The 16,658-nt window shown below is 63.5% G+C and carries 16 protein-coding genes; 3 read left to right on the top strand and 13 right to left on the bottom strand.

The window, feature by feature from the left end:
• Positions 1-125: 125 nt before the first annotated feature.
• The 7 genes from P5W98_RS26000 to P5W98_RS25970 all read right to left on the bottom strand — a co-directional run bounded on the left by P5W98_RS26000 (position 126) and on the right by P5W98_RS25970 (position 8,374).
• On the bottom strand, positions 126-1,229 hold the full coding sequence (locus tag P5W98_RS26000) for a sn-glycerol-3-phosphate import ATP-binding protein UgpC (protein WP_421027633.1): 1,104 nt from the start codon (positions 1,227-1,229) through the stop codon (positions 126-128).
• A 73-nt stretch (positions 1,230-1,302) separates the two neighbouring features.
• Positions 1,303-2,148, bottom strand: coding sequence for a sn-glycerol-3-phosphate ABC transporter permease UgpE (ugpE, locus tag P5W98_RS25995; RefSeq protein ID WP_421027632.1), 846 nt, complete (start codon positions 2,146-2,148; stop codon positions 1,303-1,305).
• Positions 2,145-3,029, bottom strand: a complete 885-nt coding sequence (gene ugpA / locus P5W98_RS25990) for a sn-glycerol-3-phosphate ABC transporter permease UgpA (protein ID WP_421027631.1) — start codon at positions 3,027-3,029, stop codon at positions 2,145-2,147. The genes ugpE and ugpA overlap by 4 nt, the downstream gene beginning before the upstream one ends.
• A 16-nt stretch (positions 3,030-3,045) precedes the next feature.
• Positions 3,046-4,329, bottom strand: coding sequence for a sn-glycerol-3-phosphate ABC transporter substrate-binding protein UgpB (ugpB, locus tag P5W98_RS25985; protein WP_421028029.1), 1,284 nt, complete (start codon positions 4,327-4,329; stop codon positions 3,046-3,048).
• 418 nt (positions 4,330-4,747) lie between these two features.
• Positions 4,748-5,977 carry a metal-dependent hydrolase family protein gene (locus P5W98_RS25980; protein WP_421027630.1) on the bottom strand — a complete coding sequence of 410 codons (1,230 nt, stop codon included), beginning with the start codon at positions 5,975-5,977 and terminating at the stop codon, positions 4,748-4,750.
• A gap of 11 nt (positions 5,978-5,988) precedes the next feature.
• A complete protein-coding gene (locus tag P5W98_RS25975; RefSeq protein WP_421027629.1) occupies positions 5,989-7,317 on the bottom strand; it encodes an MFS transporter in 1,329 nt (442 codons plus the stop codon).
• Positions 7,318-7,441: 124 nt separating this feature from the next.
• Positions 7,442-8,374 (bottom strand): LysR substrate-binding domain-containing protein, encoded by a 933-nt coding sequence (locus P5W98_RS25970; RefSeq protein ID WP_421027628.1) that lies wholly within the window; start codon positions 8,372-8,374, stop codon positions 7,442-7,444.
• 150 nt (positions 8,375-8,524) lie between these two features.
• Here P5W98_RS25970 and P5W98_RS25965 point away from each other — a divergent pair, with 150 nt between their 5' ends.
• Positions 8,525-8,773, top strand: a complete 249-nt coding sequence (locus tag P5W98_RS25965; protein WP_421027627.1) for a hypothetical protein — start codon at positions 8,525-8,527, stop codon at positions 8,771-8,773.
• 24 nt (positions 8,774-8,797) lie between these two features.
• Here the strand turns inward: P5W98_RS25965 and P5W98_RS25960 are convergent, their stop codons facing one another.
• The 5 genes from P5W98_RS25960 to P5W98_RS25940 are packed head-to-tail and all read right to left on the bottom strand — an operon-like array spanning position 8,798 to position 13,366.
• A complete protein-coding gene (locus P5W98_RS25960) occupies positions 8,798-9,814 on the bottom strand; it encodes an acetyltransferase (RefSeq protein ID WP_421027626.1) in 1,017 nt (338 codons plus the stop codon).
• Entirely contained in the window at positions 9,811-10,602 is a 792-nt protein-coding gene (locus P5W98_RS25955) for an SDR family oxidoreductase (RefSeq protein ID WP_421027625.1), read from the bottom strand. The genes P5W98_RS25960 and P5W98_RS25955 overlap by 4 nt, the downstream gene beginning before the upstream one ends.
• A gap of 1 nt (position 10,603) precedes the next feature.
• Positions 10,604-11,044, bottom strand: coding sequence for a nuclear transport factor 2 family protein (locus tag P5W98_RS25950; RefSeq protein WP_421027624.1), 441 nt, complete (start codon positions 11,042-11,044; stop codon positions 10,604-10,606).
• Positions 11,034-12,182 (bottom strand): sulfotransferase family protein, encoded by a 1,149-nt coding sequence (locus P5W98_RS25945; protein WP_421028028.1) that lies wholly within the window; start codon positions 12,180-12,182, stop codon positions 11,034-11,036. The genes P5W98_RS25950 and P5W98_RS25945 overlap by 11 nt, the downstream gene beginning before the upstream one ends.
• Positions 12,183-12,238: 56 nt before the next feature.
• Positions 12,239-13,366 carry a DUF1214 domain-containing protein gene (locus tag P5W98_RS25940; protein WP_421027623.1) on the bottom strand — a complete coding sequence of 376 codons (1,128 nt, stop codon included), beginning with the start codon at positions 13,364-13,366 and terminating at the stop codon, positions 12,239-12,241.
• A gap of 240 nt (positions 13,367-13,606) precedes the next feature.
• Here P5W98_RS25940 and P5W98_RS25935 point away from each other — a divergent pair, with 240 nt between their 5' ends.
• Positions 13,607-14,764 carry a helix-turn-helix transcriptional regulator gene (locus P5W98_RS25935; RefSeq protein ID WP_421028027.1) on the top strand — a complete coding sequence of 386 codons (1,158 nt, stop codon included), beginning with the start codon at positions 13,607-13,609 and terminating at the stop codon, positions 14,762-14,764.
• Between the two features lie 34 nt (positions 14,765-14,798).
• On the opposite strand, the gene P5W98_RS25930 is transcribed toward P5W98_RS25935, so the two are convergent.
• Positions 14,799-15,500: a hypothetical protein gene (locus P5W98_RS25930; RefSeq protein WP_434718541.1), complete on the bottom strand. Its 702-nt coding sequence runs from the start codon at positions 15,498-15,500 to the stop codon at positions 14,799-14,801.
• Positions 15,501-15,682: 182 nt separating this feature from the next.
• On the opposite strand from P5W98_RS25930, the gene P5W98_RS25925 reads away from it, so the two are divergent.
• Positions 15,683-16,642, top strand: coding sequence for an IS5 family transposase (locus tag P5W98_RS25925; RefSeq protein ID WP_421026637.1), 960 nt, complete (start codon positions 15,683-15,685; stop codon positions 16,640-16,642).
• Positions 16,643-16,658: the final 16 nt, after the last annotated feature.

Genomic DNA, 16,658 nt, shown 5'->3' with positions numbered 1-16,658 from the left:
TGTATGCCAATGTATCTGCCTTATCTCTGTACACACAACGAATCAATAACGCCACGTTCAAGACCTGCTGGACTTTAAGAGGGCGTTGGAGATTCCAGCCGTAGAAGGCGTATTCGAGTCGCTCGTCACACGCGCAATCCGGTCGCCGAATCGAAGAAGTGCAAATGCTGCGGCTGCCATGCGACGTTGATCCGTTCGCCCGGCTGCGGCCGATGCGCCGCCGGCAGACGCCACACGATTTCCTGATTGCCGAACCGGCCGTGCGCGAGGTTGTCGGCGCCCAGCAGCTCGCACGTTTCGACCTCCACGGCGATCGACCGCAGGCCGGCAGCGGGCGTCATGTGCTCGGCACGCACGCCCAGCGTGTATTCGCCTCCAGGTACCAGCTTGGCGAGAACGGATGGATCCAGCTGAAACGCGCCTCCGTCCGCGCCGATCGGCAGGTGCGGACCGTTGCCCGCGACCTCGAAGCAGCACAGGTCGTTCGAAAGACGCCCTTTCAGCAGGTTCATTGCGGGCGAACCCATGAAGCTCGCGACGAATTCACTCGCTGGCGCCTCGTACACTTGGCTCGGCACGCCGATCTGTTCGATGTGCCCGCCGTTCATCACCACGATCCGCTGCCCGAGCGTCATCGCCTCGACCTGATCGTGCGTCACGTACAGGCTCGTGGTCTTCAGCCGCTGATGCAGCCGCTGAATCTCGAAGCGCATCTGTACGCGCAGCTTTGCGTCGAGGTTCGAGAGCGGCTCGTCGAACAAAAACACCGACGGCTCGCGCACGATCGCGCGCCCCATCGCGACCCGCTGGCGCTGGCCGCCGGAAAGGTCGCGAGGCCGCCGATCGAGCAGTTTGTCCAACTCGAGAATCTTCGCAGCGTTCGCGACGCGCTGCTCGATCAGCCCACGTTCGATGCCGCGGATCTTGAGTCCGTACGCCATGTTCTGCGCGACGCTCATGTGCGGATAGAGCGCGTAATTCTGGAACACCATCGCGATATCGCGGTCCTTGGGCTCCAGCGTGTTGACGACGCGATCGCCGATGGAGATCGTGCCGCCAGTCAGGCTCTCGAGCCCGGCGACCATCCGCAGCAATGTGGACTTTCCGCAACCCGAAGGGCCGACGAGGACCACGAACTCGCCATCGGCCACATCGAGGCTGACCGAGTGGAGCACCGTGTGCTTGCCGTCATAGCTCTTGTGCACGGCGTCGAGTGTCAGGGCCGCCATGCGTCGCCCTCCAGCGTCGATCGAACCATTGGAACGTCTGCCGCGAATCCGCTCATGCCCCTCCCTTTTGCACTCATTTTTCTGAATCGACCAACCCACGCACGAACCAGCGCTGCATCGTCAGCACCACGACGAGCGGAGGCAGCATCGCGAGCAGCGTTGCGGCCATCACGCGATGCCATTGAGTCGCGGCGTCCCCGCTCGCGATCATGCTCTTGATGCCAACGACCGCCGTCGTCATCGACTGCGAATTCGTAATCAGGATTGGCCACAAATACTGGTTCCATCCGTAAATGAACGTGATGACGAAAAGCGCCGCGATATTTGTCTTCGAGAGCGGCAGCAGCACGTCCCAGAAGAAGCGCATCGGACCTGCGCCGTCGATACGCGCCGCCTCGACCAGTTCGTCGGGCAACGTGAGAAAGAACTGGCGAAACAGGAACGTCGCGGTGGCCGACGCGGTCAACGGCAGCGTCAGGCCCGCGTAGCCATCGAACATGTTCAGCGTCGACACGACCTGAACGGTCGGAAAGATCCGTACTTCGACCGGCAGCATGAGCGTCGAGAAGATCACCCAGAACGACACCGTGCGCAGCGGAAACCGGAAAAACACGATCGCATACGCCGATATGATCGACACGGCGATCTTGCCAACCGAAATCACGAGCGCCATCACGAGGCTGTTGGCGAGCATCCGCCCGAACGGCGCGGCGGCATTGCCGCTGCCGGACGTCCACACCGAGACGATGTTCTCGACCAGGTGCGTGCTCGGCACCAGGCGCAGCGGCACGGAGAATACTTCCGACTCGTTCATCGTCGCTGCGCAAAAAGCCACATACACCGGAAACGCAATGATCGCGACGCCGCCAATCAGCATCGCGTGGCAGAACAGATCGAAGCCGCGCCGGTTCTCAATCATGAATATTTCACCTTGCGTTCGACGAAGCGGAATTGCACCACCGTCAGCCCGATGACGATCAGCATCATGACCACTGACTGTGCGCCCGAGCTGCCGATGTCGAGTCCCTGAAAGCCCTCGGTGAAAATCTTGTAGACGAGCGTCTTGGTGGCCTGTCCCGGTCCGCCGCCGGTCGCGGCGTCGATTACCGGAAGCGTGTCGAAGAACGCGTACACCAGGTTGACGACCAGCAGGAAGAAGCTGATCGGCGACAACAACGGCAGCGCAATACCGAAGAAACGCCGCACGGGTCCCGCACCGTCGATCGCAGCCGCCTCGATCAACGAGCGGGGAATGGCCTGCAGGCCCGCGTAGAAGAACAGGAAGTTATAGCTCACCTGCTTCCAGACCGACGCCACCACGACGAGCGCCATCGCCTGGCCGCCATTGAGCGCGTGATTCCACGTAATGCCCGCTTGTGCCAGCACGAACGTGACGATGCCGATGCTCGGATTGAACAGGAATCCCCATAAAACCGCGGCAATCGCGGGCGCGACCGCATAAGGCCAGATCAGCAATGTCCGGTAGACGAGCTTGCCGCGCGTGATGCGATCGGCCATCGCCGCGAGAAACAGCGACACCACGAGCCCAATCGCGGTGACGAGCGCACTGAAAACCAGCGTCGTGCGAAATGAAGCGAGGTACAGCGGGTCTGCAAACAGGGCTTTGAAGTTCGCGAGCCCGACAAATACCGTGGAAATGCCGAACGCATCCTGGGACGAGGTGGACTGCCAGAGCGCGACGCCCGCGGGCCACAGAAAAAATACGACCGTAATCGCGAGCTGCGGCGCTATCAGCAGCCAGGGTAGCCACCCCGCTCCAAAATTCGTCCGGCGTTCCATGTATCGAGGTATCCGCTTACGGGTTTGCTGTCTTCTCGAAGCGGCGCAGCAAGTCGTTGCCGCGCGAGTTCGCGCTGTCGAGCGCTTCCTGCGGCGTCTTCTTGCCTGCCCAGACCTGCTCCAGTTCCTCGTCGACGACCGTGCGGATCTGCGGCATGTAGCCCAGACGCAGGCCGCGCGTGTACGGCAGAGGCGGCTTGTTCAGCATCTGCCTGGTCGCCGTATCGGCGCCGGGATTCTTGTCGTAGAAGCCCTGCTGACGCGTCAGGTCGTAGGCCGCCCTCGTGACCGGCAGATAGCCGGTGTCCTGATGCCACTTCGCAGCAACGGGCGCCGACGTCAGATAGGACAGAAACTGCGCCACGCCCTTATAGGTATCGGCATTCTTGCCGCCCAGCACCCACAAGCTTGCGCCGCCGATGATCGCGTTCTGCGGCGCGCCCTTCACGCTCGGGTCGTACGGCATCATGCCGGTGCCGTACTTGAACTTCGCGTACTGCCGGACGTTCGCGAGTGCTCCCGACGAGCCCATCATGATGCCGCAGTCGCCGCTATAGAATTTGGCGGTGGCTTCGTCCTTGCGGCCCACGTAGGTGAAGGTGCCCTGCTTCGCCATGTTCTGCAGGAAGGCGATGTGGGCGACCTGCAGCGGCTTGTTGATTTCGAGCTGGGCGTCGGTTCCGTCGAAGCCGTTGTTGCGCGTTGCGATCGGCGCAGCGTGCCATGTGCTGTAGTTCTCGATCTGGATCCAGCCCTGCCAGCCGGTCGTAAAGCCGCAGGTCATCCCCGACGCCTTGAGCTTCGCGGCATCGTCGGCGAGTTCGGCCCAGGTCTTCGGCGGCACGTCCGGATTCAGGCCGGCCTTTTTGAATGCGTCCTTGTTGTAGTAGAGCACCGGCGTCGAGCTGTTGAACGGCATCGACACCAGATGGCCCGTCTTCGCGTCGCTGTAGTAGCTCGCGATGGTCGGCACGAACGCCTTCTCGTCGAACGCCACGCCGGCCTTCGTCATCACGTCGTACACCGGCACGATCGCCTTTTTTGCGCTCATCATCGTGGCGGTGCCCACTTCGTACACCTGCAGGATCGCCGGCGCGTCACCGCTGCGATACGCGGCAATGCCTGCAGCCATCGTCTGGTCGTAAGTGCCCTTGAAAACCGGCACGATCTTGTACTGGCTTTGCGACGCATTGAACTGCTGTGCGATCTCGTTCACGCGCTCGCCAAGCTGGCTTTCCATCGCATGCCAAAACTGGATTTCGGTTGCTGCGTGAGCGCCCTGCATCAGCCCGGCGAGCATCAGCGCCGCAGACGCCGCTCGCAAACCAACGCCGAACCGGCCATTGCGCTGTTGAGTGGTTTTCATGAGAGTCCTTTTATCCGTTGAGGCTTTATTGAAGAATGATGCGACGCACAACACGACAAGTGCTTCCCCGATCCCATGCATTCGGCCAGATGAACGCGCAGCCTAGCATGAAGCATTATTCCCGGCGCGCTGGACGCGCGCGCTGCGCTTGCGCGACGAAGCATACTTCATGCCATTCAGATGATATGCGGCAGTCATTTCGTGTTCGTGACACAAAAATCAATACGGCGGCAATTCACTTATTAAGGGTGCTCCAAGGCCATTTGAAGTGAGGCGAACATAATGTGTGCAATAAAAAAGGGCGGCGTGCATTTGCTGCACGCCGCCCTTTTAGCATCATTCCACCCGAATCCTAACCGCTCTTTACCACCTTCCCGCGTTGCAAGACCACCTCGACGCGCTCGCCATCGTTGGCCACCACCCCGATATCAGCGAGCGGATTGCCATCGAGCACGAGCACATCGGCAATCGCCCCCTGCGCGATCACGCCCAACTCGCCCTTCATGTTGACGATATCGGCGGCCACGCTCGTCGCGGAACGCAGCGCTTCCAGATTGCCGAGGACCTCGGCGCGAATGCGGAATTCGCCGCACTGGAATGCATGCATTTCACCCAGCAGATCTGAGCCGAAACCCATTGGCACGCCCGCCTTCGCGTAGATCTCCAGCGATTCGCGCCCCGCGCGCTGTACGCTTGCGACTTTCGCCACGGAATCGGGCGGCAGCCCGAACTGTGCGCCGTGTTGCGCGAGCGCGTCATAGGTGACGAGCGTGGGAACCACGAATGCGCCGTGCTCGTGCATGACGCGCGCCGCCGGCTCATCGACGAGATTGCCGTGTTCGATCGTCCGCACGCCGCACCGCACGGCACGCGCAATCGCACGCGCCGTATAGGCGTGTGCCATCACGTAGGTGTTGGCCGCCTCGGCCTCGGCAACGATCGCGCGAATTTCATCTTCGGAGTACTGGGTATTGGAGATGGGATCCACCGGCGAGGCCACGCCGCCCGACGCCATGATCTTGATCTGCGTGGCGCCCTTCTGGACTTCTTCGCGCACCGCCAGACGCACGCCTTCCACGCCATCCACCACTCGCGCAATCGCACCCGTGCGGAAGCAGCACGAGCAAGGTTCGAACAGGTCGCCGCGCGGACGAAAATCGCCGTGGCCGCCCGTTTGCGAAAGCGCCTTGCCGGACGGGAAAATGCGCGGCCCCGGCACGAGCCCCGTCTCCACGGCCTGCATCAGCGCCCAGTCGGCGCCGCCTGCATCGCGCACGCTCGTGAAACCGCGCGAAAGCATGGCCTGCATGATCGGCAATGCGCGAATGGCCGCCAGGATATTCGGCTGCCCGGCGTTGATGCCCAGATTCGCATTGGAGGCCAGCACGTGCACGTGACAGTCGATGAAGCCCGGCATCACGGTTTTGCCGCGCGCGTCGATCACGCGGGCGTTGGGATAATCGACCGGGCGATCCGTGACTTCGACAATCCGCTCGCCGTCGATCACCACATGATGATGGTCGAGCAGCACGCCGCGAATGAGGTCGAGTACGTTACCGCCGTGAATTACGGTTATGGACATATTCGTCATCCTTATTGAATTGCCGCGCCCGCACGTCCTGCGCTGTGCCGTACGTCCTTGATGAAAAACGTGCCGACCAGACTGATCGCCGCAGCGACGATCACGTACAGGGCGGGCGCCATGTTGCTGCCCGTGCGGGCGATCAGCCACGTGATCAGGAACGGCGCGAAGCCGCCGAAGATCGTGACCGCGAAATTGTAGGCAACCGAAAGGCCGGTCGAGAGCACCCTGGTGGGAAAGAGCTCGGCGAAAGCCGCGAGAATCGGCCCGGTGTAAGCGGCGATCAACACGCCGAACACCGTCTGGAACACGAGCATCGACATCAGTCCCAGCGCCCGGTTGATCCACGTGAACATGGGCCACGCGAGCACCAGGATCGCGAACGCCGAGCCGCAAAGAAACACGCGGCGGCCCCAGATATCGGCAAGCTTGCCGACCACGGGCGAGCAGCACATGATCATGAGGCCGCCCATCATGCCGGCGAAAAAGCCCGTCGATTGCGGCAGGTGCAACGTGCGCACCGAATAAGTCGGCATATAGAAGAGCAGCACGTAGGTGCACACGGTCCAGAGAATCACCATCGAAAAACTCGCGAACGTCTCGCGCGGAAAGCGCGCGAGCACTTCCTTGAGCGGCGAATGCTCCTTGCCCTGCTCCTCGATGGCGCTGAACGCGGGCGTTTCGTCCATCTGGCTGCGGATGAAATAGCCCACCGGTCCGACCAGAATGCCGAGCAGGAAAGGCACGCGCCAACCCCAGCCATAGAGGGCCTGGGTGTCGAGGAAGGTAGTGGCGAAGGTGCCCGTGGCCGCGCCCAGCAGCACCGCGAAGCCGATGCTCGACTGGATCCAGCTCGAGTAATACGCGCGCTTGCCGGGCGGTGCGTACTCGGTGAGAAACGCCGTGGCGCCGCCCATTTCGCCGCCGGCGGAAAAGCCCTGCAGCAGCCGCGCAACGACGATCAGCAACGGCGCCGCGAGGCCCGCCTGGTCGTAGGTGGGCGCGAGGCCGATGATGGCCGTGCCCAGCGCCATCAGCAAGATGGTGAGCGAGAGCGCGGCCTTGCGGCCTGCCTTGTCGGCGTAGACGCCCAGCACGATGCCGCCCACCGGGCGCATGACGAAGCCCACGCCGAAGGTCGCTACGGTGAGCAGCACGGAGCTCAGCTCGTTGCCAGTTGGGAAAAACAGCTTCGCGATGATGACGGCGAAGAAGCTGTAGACAGTGAAGTCGAACCATTCGAGGCCGTTGCCCAGCACGGTCGCGATAATGGCGCGGCGGCGCTGCCGCGCGGCTATGTGGACTGAGGGCGCCGTTCCCTGAGAAAGCGTTCCTTGCATCGTCTCCTCCCTTTTTGATCGAAGCGGGGGCTTGCCCGCATGGAGGACATGCTAAGGACACTCGCGCTTATCTCCGAACGAAAGATTCGCATGCATGCATGCGCCAGGCGCATGCGAGAAGTTTCTACGCCGTGCTCATTTGGGGCGACTGCGCCGGCATTTGCGCTTGGGCCTGCTCGAACAGCCAGCGTGTGAACAGGCGCGCCGCCTGGTTCTCCGCGCGATCGTTGGGCGAGAGCACGTAGTAGCCGCCGCCGTGGCTGGCCATTGCCGGCGAGACCCTCGTGAGCAGGCCTGCGTTCAGGCACGCGTCGATCATATAGCGCCAACCGAGCGCGATTCCCTGGCCCAGGATCGCCATCTGCACGATTTGCGGGTAGTGGTTGATCGTGATGCTGCGCGGGGCCTTGGGCATGTCCACCCCGTTCAGGCCGAGCCATTCGGGCCACGACATCCACTGGCGCTGCCCGTCTTCGAGCAGCAGCAATGTCTCGTTCGCGAGGTCGCCGGCATCGAGCGTGCGCCCCGCCAGATACGCGGGCGAGCAGACGGGAAAGACCTCTTCGTGAAAGAGCCGGCGCGCGGTATAAGCGGCACTCGCCTGCTGGCGCACGTAATACACGCCCACGTCGAATTCCGCCGGCGACATCGACGCGAGGCCGTCGCGCACGATCAGGCGCAGCTTGATGTTCGGATGGGCCGCGATAAAAGCCGGGAGCCGTGGCGTGAGCCAGAGCACCGAGACGCCCGATGAGCACGCAACGGTCAGCTCGAGATCGCCGTAATGCTTCATGACGTCGCGCGTGGCGTCGGCGCATTGCGCAAGCAGGCGCTGGATTTGCGCGGCATACTGCTCGCCCGCGATCGTGAGGCGCAGCGAACGATGCTCGCGCACGAACAACGAGCGCCCGAGAAATTCCTCGAGCTGCTGGATCTGGCGGCTGATCGCGCTTTGTGTCAGGTGCAATTCGCTGGCCGCCCGCGTAAAGCTCGCGTGCCGCACGGCGGCTTCGAAAGCGACCAGACAGTGAAGAGGCGGCAAGGGAGCGATACGCATGGCGGGCCCAACATGGATTGCAATCCCGGCATGATAGATCGTCGCTTCGTCCATGCGCGGCGAAATCGCAGACAATAGGCACATGGACATCAACCGCGCGGCCCGCCTTTGACCAGCAAGGGGCAACGCGCTGCAACCGGAGGTCGCATCATGTCACCCACACCGAACTACTGGTTTCGGGCCAAACGTTATGGCTGGGGATGGGGCTTGCCGACGCGCTGGCAAGGATGGGCGGTCCTGCTCGTCTACTTCGCGCTGATCGGCGCAACCGTGCGCCTGGCCCCGCCCGACCAGCATCGCGCCGCCTTCATCTCGCTGTTCGTGCTGTACAGCGTCGTCCTCGTTGCCGTGTGCTGGCTCAAGGGCGAGCCGCCCCGCTGGCGCTGGGGCAAGCATTGAGGCCGCTCGCCACGACAACTTCGTTCACACTCTGAACACCGCCTCGAAGCGCGCGGCGAAACGATCGAATTCAGCCTCGGGCAAGTGGTTGATGCCCGCGGCGCGCTTTCTTCCACCGCCCGTTTCGAACTGGCGACAGAAGTCGTCAGCGCCGGTCGCACAGCCGGCCGGCACCCGCAAGCTCACGACGAAGCCGCCGCCCGATTTCGGCGAAAGCACCGCAAGCGCACGGTCAGGTTCGTGCTGCAATCGCTCGTTGGCAAGCGTGCCCGTTGCGCGGCGCGCCCATGTCGCGTCCGGCAGGCGGATCAGTTGCGCACCCGGCGCGTCGCGCTCGGCACGCAGCGCGCGCGCCTTCGTCATGTCGTCGCGATAGCCGTCGCTCAGCGCCGCGAACACGCCACCGGCACCATTCGTGCCATCGGCCGCCGTAAACGCGAGCGGATCGGCGAACGGCAGCAGCGCATCGGCCAGCGCTTCTGGTGCGAAATGCAGGTCGTCGACTGTCTCGCCATAGGCGTTGTAGTTCAACAGCAGACCTAGTTGCGCGAGTTGCCCGAGTGTCTCGGCATCGATGTCATGCGCGCGGCCGAGCGCTTCGCCAAGCGTGGTCAGCGCGTCGCCATACGCGCCCACGATTGCCCAGCGCACATGTCGTCCACCAAGGTAACCATTGACGAGCGCGCTCGTGCACACGTCCGGCGCCGTGTTGATGTGCGCCGTGAAGCGCGGATGCATAGGCAGCTCGCCAGCGAAATGGTGGTCGAAATAGCGCAGCGACGCGCCTTCGTCGAGCAGCCGCTGGACGTCATCGCGGTTCTGGTCGTGCGAGACATCGAGCACGGTGACCTGCTCGCGGTGCTTCGCCGATACGCGCTGGAGCAAATGGATGTCGCGCTTCACGCCGGTGATCAGCCGCGCCTGCACGCCCTCGGTCAGCCGCAGTTGCTGCAACGCGCAGAGCCCGTCCGCATCGCCGTTGAAGGCGTAAATGGGCGGCGCGATGCCCGCACGCTCCGTCATGAATGCGGCATGGCTCATGGCATGAAGTCCCCGCCGTTAGCGTCGAGCGCAGCGCCCGTGATGGCCTTCGCGTAATCGGAAACGAGGAAGAGAGCGGCCTTCGCACAATCGTCGTCATTCGGAATCGCGCCGAGCGCGATGTTCGCCGCAATCGGCGCGACGATCTGCTCTTCGGGCACGCCGTGCTCGGCCGCCGCATGCCGCACGTAGCCCTGCACCGGCGCGCCCCACATCCAGCCCATATGAATCGTGTTCGCGCGGATGCCGTGCGGGCCGAGCTCCTTCGCGAGGTATTTCACCGCCACGGCAAGCGCGCCCTTCGACACCGCGTAGCCCGCCTCGCCCACGAACGGCTTGCGCACGGCCTGGGTGTTGATCATCACAATAGCGCCTCTGCGCTGCGCCTTCATGCGCGCCACCACCTCCTGCGTGATCGTCATCGTGCCCACGAGATTGGTGTCGAACACCGCGCGCCAGCCGTCGAGATCCGCGCCGTCCACCGGCTCGGGAAAGTTGCCGTGCACGAAGGCGCTGTTCACGAGCGCGTCGATGCGGCCGAAGCGCGCCACCGTCGCCTCCGCGAGCGTGCTGCATTGCGCGCGATCCGTAATGTCCGTCACGCATTTGAAGACTTCACAGTCCACATTGAGCTCGCGAATGCGCGCTTCCGCGACATCGAGTTTCGCAGCCGTGCGTGCGGCAAGCACCACCGCGCGAGCGCCTTCACGCGCTGCTTCCACTGCGAGCTTCATGCCCAGCCCGGGCCCGATGCCGGACACGATCACCACCTTGTTGTTCAAAAGCATTTCAAAGTCCCCTCTCGTAATTGTACGAATAACCGAGTTCCAGTTCGCGATGGCGAATGCGCCAGCCCTGGGGCGTGCGCACGAGCGCGTCCGCGTACCAGATGCCGAAGAACATCACGCGTTCGCTGCCGTCGGGCGCACGCCACACCATCGGGTTGTGGCACATCGTGCGGGCGCGCGCCGTCTCCCCGTCGATTTCGATGCGGATATTGCCCATCATGTGCTGGCTGCGCGGAAATTGCCGCAACGCCTTCGCAAGGAACTGCTGGGCTTCGCGCAGCGTGCAGAGCGGTCCGCCGGTGGCGCGATAATCGATGGCGGCGTCTTCGGTAAAGAGGCGCTCAAGCACGGCGAAATCACGCCGATCGATGGCCGTGCCGTAATCGATCAGCAGATCGCCGATGTCCGCGCGGTCGAGCAGATACTGGAGATCACCCGCCATGGCCGGCTCCGATATGACGCTCGCGATAGCGCGCGAAATCGCGCTGCAACTGCTCGACGCTCAGGCCGAACTGCTCGAGCGTGTAGTCGTGCGGCGCACGCTTTTCGCGCCCGTTCTGCGCGAGCCACGCCTGCATGCCGGCGCGCACGTGATCGGGGAACGTCATGTCCGCAAACGCATACACCCGCTCGACTACGCCGAGCGGATCGGCCACCGTGTCCTCGAAGCGCACATCGAGAAAGCGCTCCGCCGGCAGGCTCGCGCGAACGTCCATCGCGTGATGCACGGCGCGCTGCATCTGCGCGCTCCATTGCCGTCCGACCTCGCGTGCGTCGGGTTCGTCGGCGTAGAGCTTCCAGAGCGTATGCGCCATGCTCGCCATCGACGCGATGGTTGCGGTGGGGTCACGATGCGTCAACACCACCTTCGCGCGCGGGAACACCTTGAACAGCACTTCGAGCGCGTGCAGGTGCTGCGGGGTCTTGAGCACCCAGCGCAGCGCGCCCGGATCGCCGCGCTGCGCCTTCTGCCATTGCAGGAACTGCAGCATTTTCTTCAGATACGCGTACACCTCGGTATGATCTTGCTGGGCGAGCCATGCGGTGTAGCGCGGCACATTCACGTATGAGTCCATCGCGCACAGGAACGAATGCTCCATCAGCATGAATTCTTCGTCGGGCTGCATGGCGTCCAGCGGATGGATCGCGAGAATCTGCGGGATATGCCGGATCATCTGCTCCACTTCAGCGCGCGCGATTGCGATGCGCCGCGCGCTCTCGCCAGGCGGTTCGCCGGGCAGCGGCGCGGGGTAGCGTGTTTCCCACCACGCCGCCGAATGAAAGCGCGCGTCGGTGGCGAGCAGGCGCTGCAACAACGTCGTGCCGGTACGCGGCAGTCCTACGACCACGACGGGATCGTCGATGGACCGCGCGAGAATCTCGGGATATCGCTGGCAATAATCTTCGATCACGAGCCGATTCACGAGTTGCGCGCGCACCTTTTCGTGCATCATCGCTTCGCCTTGCGGCGAAAGGTTTGCCTGCCCGGCGAGCGCGTCGAACAACACCTCGAGTGCCACACGATAGCTTCCCTCGCCAAAATTGCTCAGCCCTCCTGAGCGCTCGATGGCGGCCTCCATGAGCTGACTGACGAGGTGCTGAGCGTCCCGGCGCGGCGCGATGGGGGCGGCGGCGTTCATGCGGTCTCCTTGAGCGTTTCGAGCTTGACCACACGCGTGACCGGATGCACGGGCGTTTGCGCGCCCACCCAGCGCAGGCATAAAGTGCCCTCGCGATGGCCCGCGGTTTCCAGCCAGTTCGGCACGGCCGGGTCGCGCGCGCTCAGCACCAGTGTGACGCCGCCGTCCTCGCGCAGTTGCGCCGAGTGCTTGTTCAGGCAGATGCGGTGATAGCGATAGTCGAGCGACTCCATCCAGTAGTTATTCACCTGGACGTTCCAGAAGTCGCATTCTGGCGCGTGCGCTACGTCGATCACGAGCGCCTCGTCGTCTGCGAGCGCCCAGTACGTGTGGTAGTAGAAAATGTTCGGGTCGCCGCCCGCGGCCTGGCACACGGCCTGATCGGCGGGCGGCAGCGCGTTCGCATGCGCCTGGTAGCCCTGCGCCCAGTCGGCAAAGATGCGCGAGGTCTGCTCGACGAATGCGGCAGCGCGTTGGAGGCCGTTATGCAAACGCATCGGGTCGAGCGGCGCGGGCTGGCTCGATGCGCCTACGCGCTCGATCTTCAGTTGCGCAGGCTTCTCGGTCTTGCGGTCGAGGAAGGTCTGGCGCACGACCAGTGCGTTGGTGGCCGGGTCCATCGGCAGCCAGTTGCCCCCTCGGCCCTCCCGGCCTTCGTGCCGTTTGGCACTCAGGACAATTTCGAAGCTGCCGTTGGCTTCGACGCGCATATGGTCCGCGTCGATAAAGCCGGTTTGCAGCATCTTGCCATCGGTTTCGTAGCCGCCTTTCTGCGTGCCGAAGCTCAGATACGCGACCGTGCCGCGATGACCGCTCACACGGTATTCGTGCGCACCGTTGAGGCGCGCGTACTGGTAGAGATTGTCGGGATTATCGGCGCCGATTTTGGCGGTCTCGTGCGAGGGCGAGAAAAAACCCGGAAAATCCGCATCCGCGAATTCCACGTGCATTTCGAGCCCAACGCGCAAAAGCCGGCTCAGATAGCGGAACCCTTCGGCGCGCGTGAACGCGTCTTGAGGCGCCTCGGGTCGCAGGATCTGCTCGCCGCTGCGCCGCAGTGTTTCGCAAAAGGCTGCCCATGTCTCGCCCGATAGCAACTGTGCTTCGCCGGTTGGCGTCGTCATGCTCTGTCTCCTCCGTTGTGCCGTGGGGAGACGATACCGACACCGATGCGCGGCGTTCTTCGTCCAGGTGGACTACCCAGGGTTTGCCTGCCCGCCCCGCCTACCTCAAAAGGACGATGCGGGCAGCGCGCGCGTGCCTATCATCGTCACAGACGGCTACTCGAACCGAAGGCCGAAACCCGCCGCAACGCCACGGAGGCAAACAACGTGTCGACGGAAATAGCAGCCGACTACGAAGGCATTGCCCCCGCAAGCTTCGCGGCGGCCGGCCTCGCACCGCGCGACGTGAGCGCGCTGCTGGCGCTCGTCTACCGCGGGCCGGTGGAAGCGACGCCCTGGGCGGCCCTGCTCGAATACATCCGCCAACGGCTCGATGCGAGCTTCGTGACGCTCGTGCTGCGCAATCCGGCATCGGGGCATCCTGGCCTGATCGTCAACGCGTCGGTCCATGGCCCGCTGCTGCCTGGCGAGCCCTCCTATAGTGAGCATTACTACTCGATCTGCCCATTCACCACCGTGCCCCCGGGCCAGGCGGTGACGGCCGACGAGCTCTTCGGCTCGCAGGCATGGTGCGAGCACGAGTTCTATCAGCAATACCTGAAGCCGCTCGACCTGCGCTATATCCTCGTGGCCAACATCCGCACGCACGACGCCGTGGATTGCGCCTTTTTCTTGAGCCGTCGCCACGACGCACACGATTACGATGCAGCCGACAAAGCGCTCGTGGCCGTGTTGCTGCCGCATCTGCAACGCGCGGTCGACCTGCATTCGACGTTCGACGTGCTCGAATCGGAGCGCACGCTGTACGCCGGCACGATGGACCGCATGCTGGTGGGCACCGTGATTCTGGACGAACACGGCAAGAGCATGAAGAGCAATGGCGCGGCCAACCGCCTGTTTGCCGCCGCCGACAGCATCACGCTCGTGAACGACGGGCTGCGCGCGCGCTGCCCGGTGGAGGATCGCCGCCTGCAGAAGGCCATTCAAGCGGCGATCCATCACCACCTGATGGCCGCGACCTCGTGCATCGAGGCCAGCACGCTGTCGCGGGCCTCCGGCGAAATCCCGCTCAGCGTGCTGCTGCGGCCGATTCCACTGAACTACCGCACCGATGAACGCGCGCGCCGTCCGGCCGTGGCTGTTTTCATCCGCGACCCGGCTTCTTCGCCGCAGCATTCACGCGCGATGCTGCGCTCGCTTTATCGGCTCACGCCGACGGAAACGGAATTGGCGCTATTGCTCGTGGATGGGCTGACGCTCGACGAAGCGGCGGAAGCGCTGGGAATCGCGAAGAATACCGCGCGGGCGCATTTGCGCGGCATCTTCGGAAAAACCGGCGCGACGCGCCAGGCCGTGCTCGTGAAAACGCTGCTCAACAGCGTGGTGTCGATGGTGTGAGTGCGTCAATTCGTGGGGTTTGCGCCCCACTCCCTCAATCGGCCACCGATTGCGCAGGCGCCTTGGCAACGAATTTTCGCAGGCGATGCGCGAGCTTGTGCGACGGCCGTTCGACGGCGCAATAAAACGCATAGCTCGTTGCGATCGCAACAGCCACAGTTGCAAGCCATGCGAGCGTCTGCCCCTGCGGATAGCCGGTCACGCCAAGAATGGCAAGCGCCAGCTTATGGCACAAATACAGGCTATACGACCACGCTCCGAGCGCGCCCGCATATCGCCAGAACGCACTGTTACCCTGGGTGGCCGTTTCTGCAGCGATCCAGCCAGCCACGACGAACTGAAACACCGGCAGCGTGATATCCGGCCCGATGAACGGCAGAAAAGCCGGCTTGATATGCGAGGTGGACGCGAGCAGGAACGTAAACGACCCAGCGGCCACGATCACCACGCGCGCAGCAGCCAGATGCTTCGCGAGCCAGCCCGACACAGCCCCGATGCATCGCGCAATGCCCGCCGTGAGCGCCGACGCGCGAAAGCTCGAGCGGCCGTCCAGGGCGGTGCGGTGCATCTCGGCCACGAGACAGCCGAGCAGCCAGCCCGGCAGATACAGGAACGCGGTACCCGCCACGCCATAGTTTTCGTAGACGCAATGCGCGCACACGAGTTGGGTATGCGTGTGCCGGTACCAGACCATCACCGCAGCGGCCAGCGCCACGCCGACAATCATCTCGCCCACATAGCGAAAGCGGCTGCGCAGCAGCGGGTAAATCGTGTAATAGACGATCTCGCAGTAAAGGGGCGTTGTTGCAGAAATTGGGGCGCTTCCAGGTGGACTGACGTTTACGTGCAACGCTCGGGTTGACCAGGATGTTAACTTCGCATCGAGCTGCGTAGATTCTCGATTTTTTCCCCGAGAAGATGCGCAAGGACGAACGCAAGGCCAGCGAACCCAAAGGGGTGTACCGCGTCAGGAACTGGCGGGATTACAACGCGGGCTTGATCGCAAGAGGCGATGTAACCATGTGGATTGATGAAGGCGTACTGACGCAGGTACCCGAGGCTGGCCCGACCAGGCACGGCCGACCGCGTGTCTACAGCGATGCAGCGATCCAGATGCTGCTCAGTCTCAAGCAAGTCTTTCATCTGCCGCTGCGCGCACTGCAAGGCTTCGCCCAGAGCTTGCGCAAGCTCGCCTTTCCGAGCTTGCCGGTACCCAACTACACGACCTTGAGCCGTCGCGCCCAGACCCTCAAGGTCGCGCTGCCGGCGCAACGTCCCCATGAGCCCATGCACCTCGTGATCGACAGCACCGGGCTGAAGGTTTACGGCGAAGGCGAGTGGAAGGTGCGCAAGCATGGCTGGTCCAAGCGTCGCACCTGGCGCAAGGTGCACCTCGCGATGGATGCGAACACAGGCCAGATCTGCGCCGCGCTGATGACCCATCAGGACGAAGGCGATGGCGAAGTGTTGCCCGATCTGCTCGACCAGATTCCGGCTGATGTAATGATCGATACCATCGCAGGCGATGGCGCTTACGACACCAAGCCTTGTCACGCGCAGATCGCCGCGCGTGGCGCCAGCCCGTCGATTCCGCCGCGCGAGGGAGCGAAGCCGTGGCCAGACCGCACGCCCGGCGCCACCTGGCGCAATGCAGCTATTGCCGCTATCGAAGGAAGCAGCAGGCGCGAATGGAAGCAGGCGAGCGGCTACCACCGGCGATCGCTCGCCGAGACCTTGATGTACCGGCTCAAGGTACTCACGGGCTCCTGTCTGTGGGCGCGCGCGACGGGCTCGCAAGCCACCGAGGTATCAATCCGTGCGGGTGTACTCAATCGCATGGTAGCCCTCGCTCGCCCGCAGTCCGTCCGTATCGCCTGAGATTGAGAGCACACAG

Source organism: Paraburkholderia sp. A1BS-2L, assembly GCF_051125205.1.
Classification (GTDB): Bacteria; Pseudomonadota; Gammaproteobacteria; order Burkholderiales; family Burkholderiaceae; genus Paraburkholderia.
Note: the sequence above shows the minus strand (reverse complement) of the source record. Positions and strands in the feature narration are given on the sequence as shown.